Raw genomic sequence first — 17,223 nt, forward strand, 5'->3', positions numbered from 1 at the left:
TTTTGAATTTTGTAGGCTTGCCTTCCCGTAGGGTATTTTGAATTTTGAATTGATTTGTCCCCAATCCCCAGTCTCAGGTAAATACTCTGTATCCCAAGTTTGGTTAAGGGTTTCACCTGTGAACAAAGCCCAATGTAACCGGGAATTGCCAATTTCTAAGGCTAGCCAGATATTCTCTATGTGTCTTGGGTGGGGGTACTGTTTCACACGTTTGGTTTTTTTAACTTTTTTATTGCTGTTTTAATAAAAATTTACAATTCACCTGTGTCACAATAAGACCAGAGGAATAAATACTCATTGTGTTAAGGAGAGAGTTATGGTAGCAGTCACCGATAAAACTGAAAAACGGCTGACCATACAGACAGGAGATATTGCTGAGGATACTACAGTAATACGCTCTCTGGATTGGGATCGCGATCGCTTCGATATCGAGTTCGGTTTAGAAAACGGTACTACCTATAACTCCTTTCTCATACGCGGTGAGCAAATAGCCTTAGTAGATACCTCCCACGAAAAATTCCGTAAACTTTATTTTGATACCCTCACAGGCTTAATTAATCCGCAGGATATCAATTATTTGATTGTTAGTCACACCGAACCAGACCACAGTGGCTTAGTCAAAGATTTGTTACAAATGGCACCAGAGATTACAGTTGTGGCTTCTAAGGTAGCAATTCAATTTCTGGAAAATTTAGTACATCAGCCATTTAAGCACAAGATAGTGAAAAATGGCGATCGCCTAGACTTAGGTAACGGTCACGCCATCGAATTTGTGATTGCCCCCAATTTACACTGGCCGGACACCATATTTAGCTTCGACCATAAAACCGAAACTCTGTACACCTGCGACGCTTTCGGAATGCACTACTGTTCTGATAGCACCTATGACGAAGACTTAAAAACCATTGAAGCCGAATTTAAACATTACTATGAATGCTTAATGGCTCCAAATGCGCGGTCAGTATTATCAGCCTTGAAGCGCATGGGAGAACTGCCAACTATTAAAATGGTAGCGACTGGACACGGGCCATTACTGTCCCATCACGTAGAAGAATTAACCGGACGTTATCGCAGTTGGAGTCAAAGCCAAACCAAAGCAGAAACAACAGTAGGGGTATTTTACGTTTCCGAATATGGGTATAGCGATCGCCTAGCCCAAAGTATAGTTAACGGTATCACTAAAACAGGCGTAGCCGTCGAAATAGTAGACCTAGGTTCAGCAGCAGACTTACAGGAATTGCGCGAACTTGTCGGACGCTGCACCGGCTTAGTAATTGGGATGCCTCCAGCTAACGGTAATCCTAACATCCAAACAGCCCTGAGTACAGTCTTAGGTTCAGCCAACGAAAAACAAAGCATAGGTATATTTGAAACAGGCGGTGGTGACGGTGAACCCACCTACCCACTACTAAACCAATTCCGGGCGTTAGGCTTACACGTAGCCTTCCCGGTGATTGAAGTCAGAGAGAAACCCAGCGAAAACACCTACAAACTGTGTGAAGAAGCCGGAACAGACTTAGGACAGTGGGTAACACGCGATCGCAGCATCAAAGTCATGAAATCCCTAAGTGCGGACTTAGACAAAGCCTTGGGAAGAATAAGCGGCGGCTTATATATTATCACAGCCAAAAAAGGAGAAGTAGCCAGCGCGATGCTTGCATCCTGGGTAAGTCAAGCCAGCTTCAAACCATTAGGATTATCGATAGCAGTAGCTAAGGATAGAGCAATTGAATCACTAATGCAAGTAGGCGATCGCTTCGTCCTCAACGTATTAGAAGAAGGAAACTATCAAATCCTCATGCGCCACTTCCTCAAAAGATTCGCCCCTGGTGCAGACAGATTTGAAGGAATCAGAACCCAAGCCGCAGAAAACGGTGCGCCCATCCTCACAGACGCATTAGCCTACATAGAATGCGAAGTCCAAAGTAGAATGGACTGCGGCGACCACTGGGTAGTATACAGCAACGTCTACACAGGCAGAGTATCAAAACCCGAAGCCCTAACAGCAGTTCACCACCGCAAAGTCGGAAACCATTACTAAAAAACGAAGTGGCGAGTAGGGAATAAGGAGTTAAACCTCCGCGCCCCTCCGCGTTTACCTCCGCGCACCTCCGCGTTAAAAAAAAATAACAACCTCTCTGCCCTCAAAACCCATGCCACAAACCAAACCCCGCGACGTTCAAATTCTCCCCATAGCCACAGACACCACAATAGTGCGATCGCGCAGTTGGACAAGACTAAGATTTGAAATAGAATACGCCCTAGCCAAAGGGACAACAGCCAACTCATACCTAATACAAGCCGATAAAATAGCCCTCATCGATCCACCAGGGGAAACATTCACCGAAATTTACCTAAACGCATTAAAGCAACGCCTAGATTTAACCACCATAGATTACGTCATTCTCGGACACATTAACCCCAACCGAGCCGCCACAATCAAAGCACTGCTAGAACTAGCACCACAAATTACCTTTGTATGTTCTAACCCAGGCGCGATTAACTTACGTGGCGCGTTAGAAAATCAAGACTTACCAATTTTAGTCATGCGGGGGGATGAAACCCTAGACTTAGGCAAAGGTCATCATTTGCAATTCATCCCCACCCCCAACCCCCGCTACGCTGACGAACTTTGTACTTATGACCCCCAAACCGAAGTTTTGTATTCAGACAAATTATTTGGGGCGCATATTTGCGGTGATCAAGTATTTGATGAAGGTTGGGAGACAATCAACGAAGACCGCCGCTATTATTTTGATTGTCTCATGGCTCCCCACGCCAAACAAGTAGAAACCGCACTTGATAAACTCGCTGATTTACCTGTGCGGATGTACGCTACTGGACACGGGCCGATAGTCCGTTACGGCTTAATAGAACTTACCCAAGCTTATAGAGACTGGATTCAACAGCAAGCCTCGGCAGACTTGACAGTTGCCTTGATTTATGCTTCTGCCTATGGAAATACAGCAACATTAGCTCAGGCGATCGCTCGTGGTATCACTAAAACCGGGGTAGCGGTAGAATCAATTAACTGTGAATTTGCCGACCCAGAAGAAATGCGGGCAGCTGTAGAAAAATCCGCCGGGTTCGTCATCGGTTCACCTACCCTCGGCGGTCATGCACCCACCCCCGTACAAACCGCATTAGGAATAGTCTTATCTACCGCCACTAACAACAAACTAGCTGGCGTGTTTGGTTCCTTTGGTTGGAGTGGGGAAGCAGTAGACTTAATTGAAAGCAAACTTAAAGACGCTGGTTATCGGTTCGGGTTTGATACCATCCGCGTCAAATTCAAACCCAACGATGCCACCTTGCAGTTATGCGAAGAAGCCGGAACTGACTTTGCTCAAGCCCTGAAAAAAGCCAAAAAAGTCCGTGCAGCCAGTCAACCAGCCACCAACGTAGAGCAAGCCGTGGGGAGAATTGTCGGCTCACTGTGCGTAGTCACCGCCAAACAAGGCGATATATCAAGTGCCATGTTAGCCTCTTGGGTAGCGCAAGCCAGTTTTAATCCTCCTGGTTTAACTGTGGCTATTGCCAAAGATAGGGCAGTAGAACCACTGACACACACAGGTAATAAGTTTACACTGAATGTCCTGAAAGAAGGCAATCACTTAGGATTGATGAAACACTTCCTCAAACCCTTTGCCCCAGGACAAGACCGATTTGCTGATGTCGCCACAGAAGAAGCAGCAAACGGTAGTCCGATACTGAAAGATGCGCTGGCTTATTTAGAGTGTTCAGTCCAGAACCGGATGGAATCAGGCGATCATTGGTTAGTGTATGCCACTGTGGATAATGGCAAAGTGTTAAATCAGGATGGGGTAACAGCCGTGCATCACCGCAAATCAGGTAATCATTATTAATTGGGCATGGGGCTTATGGTATGGAATAGCTTACTGCTACCACATCCTACATCACCAAAATAAATTAAATATAGAGATAATTTTTGTAGGGTGGGCATTGCTTGGAATCTGCTCAAAGCTTTAGTTTTAAGTTGTTAGCAATGCCCACCTTAAGCTTATTGAGAATGGTGCAAGATATGACGCTAATTAAAATAAAATTAGATGCTGAGATGCCAGTAACAGGATGAGGCAATGTCTTACAGTCAGTTTGATATTGAATCAGTTAAAGAAAAATTTAATATTACTCTAATTGAGCAAGCCAGTAAATTTGCTGAAGTACCAGAAATAAAATGTAGTAATTACTTAACTGAAACACTGCGATTTAATGCACCAATTGCTTTAGCAATTAATTCAGAAAAATCTCGTTCTGAGATGATTATTGCGCCTATATTATTGGAATTAAAAAGATTATACCCGCAAAAAGTCAGTTTATTTTCTGGCAAAGAGTTTAATGTTGATATAGAAAAAGGCTTAAGTGGTTTTTGTGATTTTTTGATTAGTAGTTCTCCCGAACAGTTATTTATTACATCACCAGTTATAGCCATAGTCGAGGCAAAAAACGAAAACATTGAAGCTGGCTTAGGACAGTGTATGGCAGAAATGATAGCTTCTCAGCTTTTTAACCAGCAGAAAAGAAACCAAGTAAACTACATAATTGGTGCTGTAACTACTGGTAGTAATTGGAAATTTATGCAGTTAAAAGGAACAACAATAGAAGTAGATTTGAATGAATACTTTTTGAACCAAGTAGGTAAAATTTTAGGGATTCTCAGCTTGGGATTAGATAAAAATGATAATATTTAAATGAGCTAAATATAGAAATCAGCTTTTATTTTTGCAGAAAATTAGGTATTTTTTAGAGTGCGTTAGGTGCGTTACGCTATCGCTAACACACCCTACTTAACCCGCCTGTTTCGCGCTCTTCTTTGCGCCTTTGCGCCTTGGCGCGAACCATCAAACAATCTTGTCAGCAACACTAAAATCTTACTAAAACAACCTACTCAAAATCAGTTTCACAAAAAGCTTTCAATAAACTAACACAATTACTAATTGCACCCAAATGAGCAATTTCATAACCGTGGGTATTTTGAGTAGGAAAAGCCAAACAAGCAGCACGCCCAACATGACCAAACTTCATAGCAATCGAAGCATCACTACCAAACTGACTCAATGTCGCTAATTGTATCGGCATATCTAACTTTTTAGCACATTGGCGTAACTGTCCATTTAACCCCTCATCATATATCCCATAGGCATCCTGCGATAAAAGCACCGGATTTTCCCCATCTTTCACCGGATATTCTGTTGATAAAGGACAAATTTCTAAAGCAATTAAAGCGTCTAAACTTTGATTTTGGGTAAAAAATAACGCTCCAATTGCTCCTACTTCTTCCTTAGCGGAAGCGACTAAATAAACATCGACTGCTGGCTGTTGTAAATGTTGCGCCAAAGCTAGCAAAATTGCCACAGATGCTTTATTATCTAACGTATAGCTAGCAATATGATCCTTTAACCTAATAGGATGCTTGCGATGCTTCCCAATTACCATTCTCGTACCGGGACGAATACCAGCCGCTTCTAATTCCGCAGTTGTGAGTTTAGTTTCAATCCAAGCGTTTTCCCATTTGACGGCTGTATCTTCTTGCTGGACTTTTTGCGGTGATTCATGGGAAACGTGACGCGAACCAAAACTGAGAATGCCCCTAATAGTTTCATTATCTCCCAATAAGTCTACAACACCTTCACCGTAAACCCAAGGGTAAGCACCGCCCAGTTTGCGAACTTCTACCTTACCGTCTTCAGCGATATTTTTAACTATCGCGCCTATTTCATCTTTGTGGGCAGTAATGGCGATCGCTCTATCGGAAATTTTACCAGGAATTTTGGCGATGATATTATCCGCGCGATCGCACCAAGTTGGTACACCTAGCGCAGCAAATTGCTGCATCAGAAATTGATTAATTTCCGTTTCGGCACCGCTAGGAGAGTGCTGCATCACCAATTCGGCTATAGTTTCAAATAAGCGATCGTTAGTCCACATGAATTTAGCTAGCTCAAAAAATTACTTACCCACCCCAGTCAACTTTGACTTTTGACGTTGACGCTTGAGGAAACCTAGTGTACCCACAGCAGCAAGTGCTAAAGTCATCATCGTTTCTGAAGGTTCAGGTACGGCTACCGCCTCTGCTATCATTTTATGAGCTTGACTTGAAGGATGGAGAGGATCCCAAAATAAATACTCATTTGGATTACTACAACTTGTAGCATTCGCTACTGAAAAGCAAGCATCGGTAACATTAGAAAAACCGAATTTCTCAGGAGATGCACGCCAACGATTGACTAGAGAATAAACATTAACTTCCCTGAGATTAATATTTGGGTTTTGACGAATAGTTGCCAAATCCTTAGTTAAATTTGAGTTAAACTCTAAAGTCGCTGCGGTCAAATCAGCAGGATTCCGCCCTGGTAGACTAGCCCCTGGTAGTTTACCCAAATCTGGCAGGTTAAATACTACAATGTTTTTAGCACCTGCGGCTGCTAGGGTATGTACAGCTTGGGATATATGGGTGTAAGGCTTAGGCTGATGAGGATGACTAAGTGATGACGGGAAAAGGTAATCATTTGCACCTCCCACTACAGCATAAAGCGCGTTAGGGTCTACGGGCTGTCCATTATTTCCTGCTACAAAACCCTGAACTTGCTGTAATACTCCTGGTAAGGGGGCGTTAGGAACAACTGCATTACCGAATCCTGAATTAGCCCCACCCATAGCAAAGTTAATACCCTGAGTAGGAAGTGGCTGATTAGGCAATATATGAGTTACTAAAGTAGGTTGTAATCCTAACTGTTGTCCTACATAATCCACCCAGATCGGGCCATTAGAAAAGCGTCCTGAATAATATGGTGGACTTGGTGGAATAGCCGTTACTGGATTTACAGCCCCATTGGTTAGGTTAAAGATATTACCAGTATCAGCTAAACTATCGCCAAATACATACATGCCGCTAAAACTCTGAGCCTTAGCTTCAAGCGGCAACATCACAGAAAAGATGACAAATCCCGCCGCTATAATTTTTGTCTTCATATCTTCATACTGAAATGTTAAAGTCCAGCCAGCTTGATAAATTTACTGAAAAATCCACCCTACCTAGTGCAGAGCTTAGTGATTTTATGTAAGTAAGTTTACGTAGCTATCAATAACATATCAGGAAAAATCACAGACAAGATTGATTTTCAGGGATTTTTAGGATTTAAGGGCAATATATCGAGGTGAGGTAAAGCCCACCCTCAATGAGATAAAAAAATATCCAAAATGTCGGGTGCGTCAGTACGAGAAACCTAGCTATACCAAGAAAATATTCATACTGACGCACCCTACTAACTACTAACTGCAAGGGCGGGGCTTGTATCCCATTCCTTTGGTCAAATAATTATATATGTTAGGTTGGCGATCGCTGTAATTGCTGCGCTTCATTAGCCGATATACCCTCGCCCTGAGTACCGAAATACCACAACGCCGCCGCCGCTTCTGCACGAGTTACTGGTTTTTTCGGTTGCAACAAAGTTGTATAACCAAACACACGGCGAATATTTGCTTGTTCACCATTTTGGAAATCAGCTAAAATTGCTCTCAACGCTTTAGGGTCAATTTTACCCGTATCTTGGAAACCCCAAGTTTCCTTAACAGCTGCGAGATTAGCCGCAGGTAAAGCTTGACGCGTATCTAGAGGTACTTTCCACAGTAGCAGTTGTTCCCGTGTTAAAGGTGCATCAGGACGGAACAAAACTGCTGTAGAATCTCCAGATAAGGCACTAGGAATTAACCCAGCTTCAGCTAACCCCTGAATCACTGGAAAATCAGGATCTTGAGACGACACATCACTAAAAGAAGGTTGGGTAGTTTCTGATGCCAGGCGAATTTGTTTAGCTGGATTGTTGGCATACATAGCATTATTCGCCGTCACTAGCCAACGGGCATATTCTCGACGGGTAGTAATTTTGCTCGGTTCAAATTGGTTAGTCGTTGTATAGGAATTAGTTTTAGTGGCTGAAGCGGCGGATGTGAACACACCTAACGCCCCTAAATCTTCGATATATTGGCGCAGTTGTTCGGGTGCTTTGCTCAAATCACTAAAAACTTGAGATGATAATGTTGAGGCTGGTGTTTGGTTCTCCGCTATACTACCCCAGCTAGCGGGAGGTACAGGGCCGATAAATTTTGGATCACCTGCTTGGGTAGGATTATTAGCGGTTACTGTTGACGTGCCTGGCGTAGTTGCTGTACTATTCCTGACATACTCAATCTTGATTAATGTCGCCGCTTGTGGTTGGTTCGGTGCGGGATTAGTCACTGATTGAGGTTGAATAGAGACATTCACCAGCAAATCGTTGCGACGAGCTGCAAAACTACCTTCTACATCATCTGTGGGTTGTTGTAAAATCTGCCAGTTGTCTTTCTGAAACTGACTACGGTAAAAGCTCGTGATAAAATTGCTGGGTTCAGAACTCAGCCAGCGCGCTGATACCCTGTTATCTGCACCACTAGCTGGAGTAATTTCTTCTAGTTTAGCATTCGTATATATAGGAATTTCTTGGGGAAAATCCGCAGGTAATTGCACTGAGGTTTGATTCTGCCCCGATAGCGGTTCACTGGCTGGATTTTGCCCAAAAATAACTGGGTTACTTTGTAGCCTGGGATCTGCTGCCAAAGACTGTTCCCAGTTTTTGGCAGTAGGAGTATTGCCACAGGCTGATAGCAAAGTTAGTAAAACAGCCAAACTGAAAAATGTGACTGGACGTTTACACAAAAGCACAGGAAATCACAAACGCGTGTCAATTCCTACCCTAGCGCAGACTGGGGTGGTTTATCGTGAGCGGTTGTAGATTTTTAGGGGATGAGGGAGACTAATCAATTCAAAATTCAAAATTCAAAATTCAAAATTGTTGATTGTTGACTGTTGACTGTTAAAGAATTTCTCCCTTCCCTTGTCTACCTCATCTTCCCCAGTCCCCAATACCCAGTCCCCAGTCCCCAGTCCCTCATAGCTGGACAATTTGCGGGGCTGGTAGCTCGTGTATGACTCGCCACAGTATAGTATAGCTGCCGTCGGCACGTTGTCGCACGGGTCGGAAGGCGACTATGAGATCACTGCTTTGTATTTGTTTTAATTGCTTTATGTAGCGTTGTTTTGCCGTAGGAATTAGCTGACTATTTAAAATCATCTCTGGGAGTTGGAATTGCAGCGATCGCACTAAATAAGTATGATTTAATTTGGCGGGCGCACTAGCTAACATGACTCGATTTTGATGGAAGTGTTGATGTTTGCCAGTTAAAAATCTCCGTCTTTCTACTTGCAAAGCTTCTAATTGTTGGGGAGGCTGGTAATTGAGCAGAAATTCCCTTGTGGGTGAGACTATAGCACTCAGTTTGTGATCTAATTTCTCCAAGGGGATATCTCCCACATCTACCATGAAACTGTAATCTACTCCAGGGTGCTGCATTTGGAAGCGATCGCCGATTAACTCCAGTGCTAAACTAGGTTTAAAACCTGTTTGAGCATCACTCAAAATAGGGAAAGGATAACGCTGACTGACGCTAGGTTGCAGCCGATTCCACAAAGTATTCAGTGGACGTTGGTAAGCAGCAGCAGCTAACACACGAAAAATTCCCGTGCGTGGTAGTTGCAAAAACTGGGCGTAAGTTTGTGGTTCTTGGGGATCTAATCCGTAAGCAAAACGATCAAGGGCAGCAGCAGTTTCCTGGGAGTCTGTTAATTGAGTACCCGCAGGAAGTGACACTTGGGCTGCTGTTAAAAATCCCTTGGCATTAGCTAAAACAGTCAGTGCATTTGCTGGTGGTGCGATCGCAGGTTGTACAGGTGGACGATAATTAGCTATAGCTGTCTTGCCCACTCTACCGACAATCGGTAAAGGACTAGATGTGGATGCAGCTTGATTGATTGGTGCTAGATTTGGCTCTCTGGTGGCGAAGGGTGTCGCCGGTTTTCCCAAATTGGGACGCTGCACAGGTGCAATTGCCAGCACGGGATCTGATAGTCGTTCACCACTAACTAAAGGTAACTCTCTGACTAAAGCTAATTCACCCCGTCGAGACAACAACTGATCTAGCACTGGCGTAAGTTTTAATAATTCCTGGCTAGAAGCATACAAGGCGCAATAAATTTCTACTTGTGGTTGAGTTAACTGGCTAGGTATAGGGGAAGTATCTCTGTGACTACATAAACTTTGGGGATTTTGGGATTGACGCTTGAGAAAACGTTCTGTGTTTTTCGTGTGGAAAATTAATTGTCCCCGCACCACCCGCATCCGATTCGCATCAGGAGAAACTAACGCTTGCTCAACACGAGCAATAAAATCTAGCTGTTGCTGCATCAATCTCTGGGCTTGAGTATAAAAATTTTCATTAATTGGCTCGGAAGCCAGAGTATGATTATCAGAAGGTGAAGACGGATATGGCCCAGCCAGAACGCTTCTCGAAACACCAGTTAAACAAAATGGAAGCAAAACGCTCAAAAATATGTATCTCATCGTCAAAACCCTGGTCAGATAGGAGTATGCAAAATCTAAAATAGATATTAAATTGAGAAACAAGAACGACCATTGACAAGTGTCAGTCTATTCTAAATTTCTGCAAAGTGCCGCCAGGTTGTTACCAGTGTTGAAACAAGATTACATGCAAGTTTCCCAGGATCAGCCTATTTATTCTGAGGCTCCGCTCCAGCTGCTTCTGTTTATTGATGGACGACCAAAGTCCAAGCAACAGGTGCAGCGTATCCGTGCTTACTTAAAAGAATTAAAGGCTGAGTATAAATTTGAACTGCAAATTATAGACGTTAGGCAACAACCCTATTTGGCAGAACACTTTAAATTAGTGGCGACACCGGCTTTAGTTAAAATTCACCCAGAACCGAGGCAAATTCTAGCTGGCAGCAACATCATTGTCCAATTGAAAACTTGGTGGCCGCGCTGGGTGGCAGCTGTAGAAACTTATCACCAATTGCAGGAAGACTTACAAGAACGTATAGATGACAACGGTCGTATATCACAACCACAGTCGCCAATTTATTCTGTGGCGGTTTCGGCAGAACTCATCAAACTTTCTGATGAGATATTTCATCTCAAACAAGAAAAGGAGAAACTGTTAGAACAGCTACAATTTAAAGATAGAATCATTGGGATGCTAGCGCACGACCTCCGCAATCCGTTAACGGCTGCGGCGATCGCTATAGAAACTCTACAATCTAACTATAATTCCGAAACAGGCGAATTTCAGCGTCTCAAACCCGCATTAATCGCTCATTTGTTAAAGCAAGCCCGCAATCAAACCAAAACCATCGACAGGATGATCGCGGAACTGTTACAAGTCGGGCGAGGAAATGATACAGAGTTTCCCATCACACCCCAGAAGACACAACTCGGTGAACTGTGTTTAGATGTCCTAGCAGAATTGCGCGATCGCTACACAGCCAAATCCCAAATCATAGAAACCGATATACCTAAAGATTTACCTTGTGTATATGCTGACCCGGAACGCATCCACCAAGTCTTAATTAATTTGTTAGATAATGCCATAAAATATACACCAGATTTTGGTAAAATCACTGTTGCTGGATTGCATCGGACTACGCAAAAAGTGCAGTTTAGTATTGGCGATACTGGCCCTGGTATTCCCCCAGAAAATCGCGATCGCATTTTTGAAAACCACTATCGCCTAGAACGGGACGAAAGTACAGAAGGTTACGGTATTGGTCTTTGTTTATGCCAACGTATCATCCGGGCGCATTACGGTCAAATCTGGGTAGACTCTAGCCCAAACGGTGGTGCATGGTTTCACTTTACTTTGCCGGTTTACCCTTTGTAATCCTCTGGGATGTGGAATTTTCCATTGATGTATTCCCAACATTGTGGAAATTGCTCTCAAGCTTGCTATGAAAGATTTTGAACAAAGAAAAAATTGGTATCAGCAATTATCAAATATCTACACTTCGCAGCAGAGAAAAAATTGGTATAGCGAAGTAGCTGATGCTTATCATAAAACCAGACCACGCTATCCTCAAGCACTGATTCACCGTGCTGTAGAGTTAGCCCAACTTCCACAAGATGCAATTATTTTAGAAATTGGATGCGGCCCTGGAACTGCGACGACGGCTTTTGCTCAATTGGGCTTCGCAATGCTGTGTCTAGAACCAAGCCAAAAACTTTGTCAACTAGCTCGACAAAACTGTAGACAATATCCCTCCGTAGAAATTACCAATACCTCATTTGAAGAATGGCAGCTAGAGCCTGGAAAGTTCAATGCTGTGTTAGCTGCAACTTCTTTTCATTGGGTTTCCCCAGAAATGGGGTATGCAAAAGCAGCCGATGCTTTAAAAGAAGATGGATTTTTGATTTTGCTGTGGAATATGACACCCCAACCACAGTATGAAATTTATCAAGTTTTACATGAGGTTTATCAAACTCAAGTTTCCAGTTTGGGAAGGTATGAAGAAAGGGAAACTCAACAAAACTATCTCAGAAGATTTGCACAGGCTGTGACTAACTCTGGTTTGTTTAAGTGTCTAGTATCTGAAGAATTACCTTGTGAACTGACTTATAGCATAGATGATTATTTCTTGCTTTTAAGCACCTTAGCACCATATATAGCTTTAGACACCCAGCAGAGAAATGCTTTATTGTCAGCTTTAAGGGAAGCATTAGAAAGACACTCCATCACCAGTATACCCGTCTCATTTCTCTCAGCCGTTCACATAGCCCAAAAGATATAGGGGAACAGGGGAGTGGAGGAAGCGGAGGAAGCGGAGGAAGCGGAGGAGAGAAACTAATGACCAATGACTAATGACTAATGACTAATGACTAATGACTAATGACTCAATCCGAATTAGATGACCTCGGTCTGAGTCGTTCACGCCAAGAGGGTTTAGGGGATGGGGAACTGGTTGGAGATGAAGACTGTCTAGAACTAGAAGGTGTAGAAGAACCTGATTCTACTGTTCCGGTGCGCCTTCTTCTGGGAGGAGCAGCAACCGCACTAGAACTGGATGCTTCGCTACGGCGATAACGCCGCCGTCTTCTGGATGAGTTGGAATTGGAGTTATTATCTGTTTGTTGGTAACGGCTGCTGCGTCTTCTGGATGGTCTGGTTTCCTGTTGGTCTGATTTTTCATCAGCGTTAAGAGAACCATTGATGATTTTTTTAGGCTTAATCGGTTTAGCTTTGATGCTGCCTTTGCGACCTTCTAGTTGAGGTTTGGGGGGAAACTTATCTATTGGCATCCCCTCAACTGCAACTTCCATAAATTCATGCCAAGTGTAAGCCGCACTACCACTACTACCAGAGGTGGGGCGGTTGTTATCATTACCTAACCACACCCCCGCTACTACTTGGGGAATGTAGCCAATAAACCACAAATCACGGGCTTCATCGGAAGTACCTGTTTTTCCGGCTACTGGTCGATTACCTAATTGGGCGGCTGCACCTGTACCAGCTTCTACAACGTTGCGTAGCATCCAAGTCATGATGGCGGCTGTAGTCGGGTCAATGACTCGCTTGGGTTGAAAATCGACTGACCAGATGACTTCGCCTTTGCGGTTGAGGATGCGACGGATACCATGAGGCTGAGTGTATAATCCTTGCGTGGCAAAGCTACCATACGCGCTAGTTAGTTCTAGTAACGTGACTTCATTGGAACCGAGAGCTAGTGAGTAGGTAGGTAGCAGATTAGATTTAATGCCCATGTTATGGGCTACGTTAATAATAGGATCAAATCCGACATCTAGTAATACTTTCACCGCTACCACATTCACAGAACGCGTCAGGGCATCACGCATACTCATCCTACCCCGGAAGGTTCTACCGTAGTTTTTGGGTTCGTAGTCATCAACAACAAAAGGCGCATCTAAATAGCTGTCGTTGGGATTTTTACCTGTGGCGATCGCGGCTGCATAAACAAAGGTTTTAAATGTTGAGCCTGGTTGACGTTGGGCTTGGGTGACGCGATTAAATTGATTTTTGCCAAAGTTTTTCCCCCCCACCATCGCCTGAATTTCACCGTTGCGGGGATCAATGGCTACCAATGCTGCTTGTGTAAACTTTTGCCAGCGTCCTTGATTTTTCAGGGTTTTCGCTACTGCGGCTTCAGCTGCTTTTTGCCAATTTGGGTTTAAGCTGGTTTCTACGGTTAACCCTCCCTTGGCGAGAACATCCGCCGGAACGTACTTTGGTAATTCTTGCAGAATGTAGCTACTAAAGTAAGGGGCTGCTACTTGTAGCCGCTTAGGTAAACTGGGTTTGAGTTGGATTGCTGCTTGTGATGCGGCTTGTCTTTCGGCAGCTGTGATAAATCCGTCTTCTTGCATCCTTTGTAAGACTAAATTGCGTCTTTGTTTGGCAAGTGCGGGATTAGTGGCTGGGGAATAGGTGCTGGGTGCTGGGGCAAGCCCTGCAATGGTGGCTGTTTCTGCCAAAGTGAGTTGATCTACTGGTTTACTGAAGTACACCCAGGCCGCATCGGCTACACCATAAGCCCCTGCTCCCAAATACACTAAATTTAAATAACGCTCTAAAATTTGGTCTTTTGTTAACTCAGTTTCTAGTTTTTGGGCGAGGCGGATTTCTTTGACTTTGCGCCAGACTGTGCGTTCTTGGTTGAGAAACAGAATCCTAGCTAACTGTTGGGTGATGGTACTACCACCTTCTACGATATTTTGCGATCGCAAATTATTAATAGCTGCTCGAATAATTCCTTGAGGATCAACGCCACTATGTTGCTCAAATCTTCTATCCTCAATCGCAATAAAGGCGTTTTTCAGGTTGTCTGGTATCTGTTCTAAATTCAGTGCTTCTCTAGTTGCTTCCCCTTGCTGTTGTAATATACTGCCATCCACAGCTTTGATTGTTAATGTTTGCTCGCGGATCACCGTTTGCAGTTCCGATTTATCGGGTAGTGTCTGATCTATTGTCGATATCCAATAGTTAAAAGCAATGATCCCACCCCCTACACTCAAACCTGTCCATAACCACCAACGCCGATAGATTGGACGTTCTCGGCTACTGATCCTGCTCATCATCCCAGAGGTGACACTGCTCATCTGGTGCAGTACCTGCCTTGCTTTCACCAGTCTGTTGGGTGGTAAATGCTCGGTTGTGGATTCTTCGTTTTCTAAATGATTACCAGACGACAAGTGCCGTTCCTCCTTGTCTGAGTCATTGAAATTGCTTGCTGGAACTTAGAGGTAAGTTTCTTCTTATTAGTTCGTAGCTGAATGTAGTCACCCGCTAACTACTAAATAGTAGTTTTTGACTTGCCTCACTACGTTCGTGTTAGTATAATATCTCATAATGAAATCACTAAATTCGTTATTACATAAGAATTTTTTTATATTTAATTATTTTTTTTTGCATAGAGGATTACATTTGTTTTAATTAATTGTTAAACATCAAAAACACTATCCAAAGTAGTAAAAAAAATTTTGGCAGAATTTATCAATCAGTCTCAATAATGATTTATGGGATAATGGGGTGGTAGTCAAAGTCAGACGTAGTGCCATAGCCCTTGGCAGTAATTTGGGCGATTCTTTGGCAATATTAGCCGCAGCAATTCAGGAATTAGCTACAATTGACGGCATTAAACTAGAGACAACATCAAGTTGGTATAGAACCAAAGCCGTAGGGCCGCCACAACCCGATTACATTAATGGTTGTGCGATTGTGCAAGTAGAAATGAGTCCCCAGGAATTATTAGAGACATTGCTAGCGATAGAACAAAAATTTGGGCGGGTACGGCAAGAACACTGGGGAGCGCGATCGCTGGATTTGGACATATTGCTGTATGATGATTTAATGATCGATACGCCAACTCTGCAAATTCCCCATCCGCGAATGCAACAGCGAGCCTTTGTGTTAGTACCGCTAGCGGAAATTGCCCCCGATTGGATAGATCCAGTTTCCGGATTAGCGATAAAAGAGTTGGTAAAAAAAGTAGACTGTTCTGATGTACTTTTGTTAAAGGACAGTTAAAATTACCACCCATCAACGCATAAAACCCTGGTGCGATTACCACCCCCCAGTGTTTTTTGGTCCTCTCAACAACAACACTATTTCACTATGCCAATAGGTAGAGAATTACCACAGCTATTAAAGCAACGCTTATTTTATAAAGGACGCAAGTTTGACTTTGAAGTGAATCGTTTGCGTTTACCCAACAAAGCCGAAGGGGAATGGGAATGTATTCGTCACCCTGGTGGTGCTTTAGCTGTGCCTGTGACTGCGGAAGGTAAACTTATACTTGTACGCCAATATCGGTTTGCAATTCAAGGCAGAATATTAGAGTTTCCTGCCGGAACTGTAGAAATTAATGAAGATCCTCTAGAGACAGTACAGCGCGAAATTCAAGAAGAGACTGGTTATAGCGCGCAAAAGTGGGATAAACTAGGCGAATTTTTTCTAGCACCTGGCTATTCTGATGAAATTATCTACGCTTTTCTGGCAAGGGATTTAGAAAAGTTGGCAACCCCACCAGCACAAGATTCAGATGAAGATATTGAGATTGTATTTTTCACTCCAGAAGAGTTAGAAAAAGCGATTCTGCAAGGCGAACCAGTAGATGCTAAGACAATTTCTAGCTTTTTGTTAGCACGGCCGTTTTTAGTTTAGGGATGAGGGGGAGTAGTTCTAGAGAACTTCATATACGTCATCAGCTGTTCCACATTTAACTTGCATATTTTAGATTGAGTAAAAAAACGTCAATTACCCTCCCCTGCTTTTTTGCTTTCTAAATGTGCAAATTAGATTGGAAACAGCTTACTAACTGGGCTAATTTACTCCAAGGAGTCCCAATCTGAACAAGGAGGATTTGCAAGCTAGTGCGGCTTTGATTCGGGAGTGGTATCTTAAAAAACCCGTTGGTAAAAGCAATGTTGCAATTGCTGAGGTATACCTTTATGGGGATGTCGCTTTTTGTGCTGGAGCGACTTCTAGAGGGGGTTGCAAGAGTCCAATACCCCAACTACCCACTCCTAAATCGGCAGGAGGGCAATTTGAGCCGTCTATTGACTCTCGTACAGGTCGGTTGATGGATACTGATGCTGAGTATAAAGTCTTATCTGAAATTGCTCATATTCTTGAAATGTTTTACGATCTTCAAGTAAAGGGCAAACTTTATCTTTATACTGAGTTTCAGCCCTGTGAGAGTTGTAATAGTGTTTTAAAACAGTTTGAGGAGAAGTTCCCACACATAGAGATAGAGGTTTTTTGGAACTACCCATATCCACCATGATTACTAGAGAAGCGAGGAATAGT

General features: G+C 43.3%; 13 protein-coding genes and 1 pseudogene. 8 read left to right on the top strand and 6 right to left on the bottom strand.

What is annotated here, in order from left to right:
• Positions 1–207 (bottom strand): annotated as a pseudogene (locus AACS98_RS00990) (pantothenate kinase); the annotation flags it as partial.
• 109 nt (positions 208–316) lie between these two features.
• Between AACS98_RS00990 and AACS98_RS00995 the strand changes: the two are divergent.
• The 3 genes from AACS98_RS00995 (at position 317) to AACS98_RS01005 (ending at position 4,709) form a co-directional block, all read left to right on the top strand.
• Positions 317–2,041 carry a diflavin flavoprotein gene (locus AACS98_RS00995; RefSeq protein ID WP_066375210.1) on the top strand — a complete coding sequence of 575 codons (1,725 nt, stop codon included), beginning with the start codon at positions 317–319 and terminating at the stop codon, positions 2,039–2,041.
• A gap of 112 nt (positions 2,042–2,153) precedes the next feature.
• A complete protein-coding gene (locus AACS98_RS01000; RefSeq protein WP_066375212.1) occupies positions 2,154–3,866 on the top strand; it encodes a diflavin flavoprotein in 1,713 nt (570 codons plus the stop codon).
• Between the two features lie 231 nt (positions 3,867–4,097).
• Positions 4,098–4,709 (top strand): hypothetical protein, encoded by a 612-nt coding sequence (locus AACS98_RS01005; RefSeq protein ID WP_066375215.1) that lies wholly within the window; start codon positions 4,098–4,100, stop codon positions 4,707–4,709.
• 193 nt (positions 4,710–4,902) lie between these two features.
• On the opposite strand, the gene AACS98_RS01010 is transcribed toward AACS98_RS01005, so the two are convergent.
• From AACS98_RS01010 to AACS98_RS01025, 4 genes are all read right to left on the bottom strand, one after another.
• A complete protein-coding gene (locus AACS98_RS01010) occupies positions 4,903–5,946 on the bottom strand; it encodes a M42 family metallopeptidase (protein ID WP_066375217.1) in 1,044 nt (347 codons plus the stop codon).
• Positions 5,947–5,967: 21 nt separating this feature from the next.
• Positions 5,968–6,990 (bottom strand): SGNH/GDSL hydrolase family protein, encoded by a 1,023-nt coding sequence (locus tag AACS98_RS01015; protein ID WP_066375218.1) that lies wholly within the window; start codon positions 6,988–6,990, stop codon positions 5,968–5,970.
• A gap of 355 nt (positions 6,991–7,345) precedes the next feature.
• Positions 7,346–8,719 carry an S-layer homology domain-containing protein gene (locus AACS98_RS01020; protein ID WP_066375223.1) on the bottom strand — a complete coding sequence of 458 codons (1,374 nt, stop codon included), beginning with the start codon at positions 8,717–8,719 and terminating at the stop codon, positions 7,346–7,348.
• Positions 8,720–8,945: 226 nt separating this feature from the next.
• Positions 8,946–10,454, bottom strand: coding sequence for a hypothetical protein (locus AACS98_RS01025; protein WP_066375226.1), 1,509 nt, complete (start codon positions 10,452–10,454; stop codon positions 8,946–8,948).
• A 127-nt stretch (positions 10,455–10,581) separates the two neighbouring features.
• Between AACS98_RS01025 and AACS98_RS01030 the strand changes: the two genes are divergently transcribed.
• Together AACS98_RS01030 and AACS98_RS01035 are read left to right on the top strand one after the other, a co-directional pair.
• Positions 10,582–11,787 carry a histidine kinase gene (locus AACS98_RS01030; RefSeq protein ID WP_197480182.1) on the top strand — a complete coding sequence of 402 codons (1,206 nt, stop codon included), beginning with the start codon at positions 10,582–10,584 and terminating at the stop codon, positions 11,785–11,787.
• Positions 11,788–11,854: 67 nt separating this feature from the next.
• Positions 11,855–12,691 (top strand): class I SAM-dependent methyltransferase, encoded by an 837-nt coding sequence (locus tag AACS98_RS01035; RefSeq protein ID WP_066375230.1) that lies wholly within the window; start codon positions 11,855–11,857, stop codon positions 12,689–12,691.
• Between the two features lie 103 nt (positions 12,692–12,794).
• On the opposite strand, the gene AACS98_RS01040 is transcribed toward AACS98_RS01035, so the two are convergent.
• Positions 12,795–15,107, bottom strand: coding sequence for a transglycosylase domain-containing protein (locus AACS98_RS01040; RefSeq protein ID WP_066375233.1), 2,313 nt, complete (start codon positions 15,105–15,107; stop codon positions 12,795–12,797).
• Between the two features lie 337 nt (positions 15,108–15,444).
• Between AACS98_RS01040 and folK the strand changes: the two genes are divergently transcribed.
• The 3 genes from folK to AACS98_RS01055 all read left to right on the top strand — a co-directional run bounded on the left by folK (position 15,445) and on the right by AACS98_RS01055 (position 17,200).
• Complete coding sequence (gene folK / locus AACS98_RS01045) at positions 15,445–15,942, top strand: 2-amino-4-hydroxy-6-hydroxymethyldihydropteridine diphosphokinase (RefSeq protein WP_156481659.1); 498 nt, start codon at positions 15,445–15,447, stop codon at positions 15,940–15,942.
• An 87-nt stretch (positions 15,943–16,029) separates the two neighbouring features.
• Positions 16,030–16,578 (top strand): NUDIX hydrolase, encoded by a 549-nt coding sequence (locus AACS98_RS01050; RefSeq protein WP_066375459.1) that lies wholly within the window; start codon positions 16,030–16,032, stop codon positions 16,576–16,578.
• A gap of 199 nt (positions 16,579–16,777) precedes the next feature.
• A complete protein-coding gene (locus AACS98_RS01055; RefSeq protein ID WP_232317097.1) occupies positions 16,778–17,200 on the top strand; it encodes a deaminase domain-containing protein in 423 nt (140 codons plus the stop codon).
• Positions 17,201–17,223: the final 23 nt, after the last annotated feature.

It is taken from the genome of Anabaena sp. CA = ATCC 33047, from assembly GCF_963870205.1.
Classification (GTDB): Bacteria; Cyanobacteriota; Cyanobacteriia; order Cyanobacteriales; family Nostocaceae; genus Trichormus.

Coding starts and splice junctions, on each gene's coding strand:
- AACS98_RS00995 (WP_066375210.1), top strand. CDS start 317: ATGGTAGCAGTCACCGATAAAACTGAAAAACGGCTGACCATACAGACA.
- AACS98_RS01000 (WP_066375212.1), top strand. CDS start 2,154: ATGCCACAAACCAAACCCCGCGACGTTCAAATTCTCCCCATAGCCACA.
- AACS98_RS01005 (WP_066375215.1), top strand. CDS start 4,098: ATGTCTTACAGTCAGTTTGATATTGAATCAGTTAAAGAAAAATTTAAT.
- AACS98_RS01010 (WP_066375217.1), bottom strand. CDS start 5,946: ATGTGGACTAACGATCGCTTATTTGAAACTATAGCCGAATTGGTGATG.
- AACS98_RS01015 (WP_066375218.1), bottom strand. CDS start 6,990: ATGAAGACAAAAATTATAGCGGCGGGATTTGTCATCTTTTCTGTGATG.
- AACS98_RS01025 (WP_066375226.1), bottom strand. CDS start 10,454: ATGAGATACATATTTTTGAGCGTTTTGCTTCCATTTTGTTTAACTGGT.
- AACS98_RS01035 (WP_066375230.1), top strand. CDS start 11,855: ATGAAAGATTTTGAACAAAGAAAAAATTGGTATCAGCAATTATCAAAT.
- AACS98_RS01050 (WP_066375459.1), top strand. CDS start 16,030: ATGCCAATAGGTAGAGAATTACCACAGCTATTAAAGCAACGCTTATTT.